Consider the following 2,876-nt stretch of genomic DNA (forward strand, 5'->3'; position numbering starts at 1 on the left):
CTGCTCGCGATTGCGGTTTGTCAGCCAACAGAGATGTCGACTGACACACCGCTATCGCGAGCAGGCTCGCTCCTACAGGGATACTCAGCGTTTGGGGAGTTTGATCAGCACTTTCAGGCCGCCCCACTCGCTTTCCTCCAACCGCATCACCGCGCCCCACGTGTCGACGATGTCGCGCACAATCCCAAGCCCCAACCCATGCCCATCCGTCTGTTCATCCAGCCGTGTCCCCCGGTTCAGCACCTGATCGCGCTGCGCCTCGGGAATCCCCGGCCCATCATCTTCCACGCTTAATTCAAACCCTTGCGCCGTCTCGACCACGCTCAACCGAACCTCGGCATCCGCCCATTTGCAGGCGTTATCCAAGAGATTGCCTAGCAGTTCGAGCAAATCCTCGCGATCCCACGGCAGCTGCAGACCGGTTGGTGCGCGGTAGCTCAGGTTCAGGTGTTCGCCGTGAATCATGTTCAACGTCGCCAACAACCCCGGCAGTTCCCCATCGCAATCAAACAGCGCTCCCGGCAGCGCATCGCCGGACAAGCGGGCGCGATTGAGTTCGCGACTGAGCCGCTGCTGGACCTGTTCCAGTTGTGCCTTGAGGAGTTTGCGCAGTTCGGGATAAGCGTCGAGCTTCTCGCTGGAAGCTACGCTCAGCAACACCGCCAACGGCGTTTTCAACGCATGCCCAAGGTTGCCCAGGGCATTGCGTGAACGTTTAAGGCTGTCTTCGGTGTGGGCCAGCAAATGGTTGATCTGCGCCACCAGCGGCTCCAGTTCCACCGGCACCTGGTCATCGAGTTGCGAGCGCTGGCCCTGCTGCAACTGGGCGATTTGCTCGCGGGCCTTTTCCAGTGGGCGCAAGGCGCGGCGCACGGTGATCCGTTGCAGCAGCAGAATCAGCAGCAACCCCGCCAGCCCGAGGCCCAGGCCGACTTGTTGCATGCGCCGAAAACTCTCGCGCACGGGCGTGTAGTCCTGCGCCACACTGATCGAAATCGATTGCCCGAGCCGGCGATAGTCCGAACGCAGCACCAGCAATTGCTGACCTTCCGGCCCCAGTTGCAGGTTGCTGTGCAGGCCGGGATGGTCGAGTGGCGGCAGTTCCTGATCCCACAACGAGCGGGAACGCCAATGCTTGTCGGCGAAATCGATACGGAAGTAGTGCCCGGAAAACGGCCGTTGATAGGCCGGCGACAGGTGCCGCTCATCCAGTTGCAACCCCGCCGGCCCGCGCACCAGCGCCACCAGCAGGTTTTCACTGTCGTTGCGCAAACCGTCTTCGAGGTAGCGCTGCAGCCCCTTTTCGAACAACCACAGGCTGGTTTGCGCCAGCACCAGGCCGACGACCACCATCACGCTGATCAGCCCCAGACTCAAGCGGCGCTGAATCGACCTCACTGGGCTTGTCCGCCGAACAGGTAACCCTGGCCGCGACGGGTTTCGATCACACTTTTCCCAAGCTTGCGCCGCAGATGGTTGACGTGGACTTCGAGCACGTTGGAATCGCGCTCGGTTTCACCGTCGTAGAGGTGTTCGGCGAGGTGGCTTTTGGAAAGGATCTGCTCGGGGTGCAGCATGAAATAACGCAGCAGGCGAAACTCGGAGGCCGTCAGCTGGATATCGGCACCGTCACGCGTGACGCACTGGCGACCTTCATCCAGGTGCAGCCCCGCCGATTTGAGCGTCGGCTGGTTGGCCTGACCGTGGGAGCGCCGCAATAACGCCTGGACCCGCAGGTGCAGCTCTTCGGGGTGGAACGGTTTGGTCAGGTAATCGTCGGCACCGGCCTTGAGGCCTTCGATGCGCTCGGCCCAGGAACCGCGTGCCGTGAGGATCAGCACCGGCGTGACCAGACCACCGGCCCGCCATTGCGCCAGCACCTCAAGCCCCGGCAAACCCGGCAGGCCCAGGTCGAGGATGATCAGGTCATACGGCTCGCTGCTGCCCTGATACACCGCGTCTCGGCCATCGGCCAGCCAGTCCACGGCATACCCCTGCCGGTTGAGGCCGGCCATCAATTCGTCGGCCAGCGGCACGTGGTCTTCCACCAGAAGCAAACGCATCGATCAATCTTCCTTGTCTTTCAGTAACTGGCCAGTGGTGGCGTCGAGGTCCAGTTCACGAACCACCCCTTCGATGGTCAGCAACTCGACTTCGTAAATGTAGACGTCGTGTTTTTCTTCAAGCTCGGCTTCCAGCAGTTTGGAGCCGGGGTAGCGGTCCAACGCCTGTTTTAACAATTGCTCAAGCGGCAGGATCACGCCTTGCTGGCGCAAGCGCAGGGCTTCGTCCTGATCGAGGTCGCGGGCCATGACGACCGAGCAGAACGCCAGCAGCACCAACGCCATGCGTGAAAATGAACACACCTTCATTACGTATCCTGATGATCCTTGAGAACCTGGCCGCTGACCGCGTCTAATTCCAGATCCCACTCAATGCCCTGTGGGTCGCGCAGCTCAACCTGGTAGATGTACTTGCCGTACTCTTCTTCCAGCTCGGTTTCGGTGATTTTGGCACCGGGATGTTTGGCCAGAGCGGTGGCGTTGAGCTTCTCGAAAGACACAATGGTACCAGCGTCGCGCAATCGCAGGGCTTCATCGGGGCCTAAATCACGGGCGTGGGCGAGGCTGGCGGTCAGGGTAAGGATGGACGCGGTGAACAGGGCAGTCAGGGTTTTCATGGGTGTCTCCGTATTTTTTATGTGTTGCCTACGAGGAACACCTTAGCGGGCTGAACTTAACTGAAACTGAATTGCCATCATTGGAGCACCCCATAAACCCTGGGCGAACACCGACCCTGTGGGCGCGAGCCTGCTCGCGATAGCGTCATGCCAGTCGACATCTTTAATGCCTGACAGACCGCAATCGCGAGCAGGC

At 60.7% G+C, this 2,876-nt stretch carries 4 protein-coding genes; all 4 read right to left on the reverse strand.

The features are described 5' to 3' along the window. Positions 1–84: 84 nt before the first annotated feature. Genes QMX98_RS33720 through QMX98_RS33735 form a run of 4 tightly spaced genes read right to left on the reverse strand, consistent with a single transcriptional unit; the run spans position 85 to position 2,680 of the window. Complete coding sequence (locus tag QMX98_RS33720) at positions 85–1,398, reverse strand: sensor histidine kinase (RefSeq protein WP_083377230.1); 1,314 nt, start codon at positions 1,396–1,398, stop codon at positions 85–87. Beyond that, a complete protein-coding gene (locus QMX98_RS33725) occupies positions 1,395–2,063 on the reverse strand; it encodes a response regulator transcription factor (RefSeq protein WP_010458558.1) in 669 nt (222 codons plus the stop codon). Before QMX98_RS33725 ends, QMX98_RS33720 begins: the two co-directional genes overlap by 4 nt. Positions 2,064–2,066: 3 nt before the next feature. Further along, positions 2,067–2,372 (reverse strand): PepSY domain-containing protein, encoded by a 306-nt coding sequence (locus QMX98_RS33730; protein WP_154911513.1) that lies wholly within the window; start codon positions 2,370–2,372, stop codon positions 2,067–2,069. Further along, entirely contained in the window at positions 2,372–2,680 is a 309-nt protein-coding gene (locus QMX98_RS33735) for a PepSY domain-containing protein (protein ID WP_010458554.1), read from the reverse strand. Before QMX98_RS33735 ends, QMX98_RS33730 begins: the two co-directional genes overlap by 1 nt. Positions 2,681–2,876: the final 196 nt, after the last annotated feature.

The sequence above is a fragment of the Pseudomonas sp. PS02303 genome (genome assembly GCF_029959925.1).
Classification (GTDB): Bacteria; Pseudomonadota; Gammaproteobacteria; order Pseudomonadales; family Pseudomonadaceae; genus Aquipseudomonas; species Aquipseudomonas mandelii.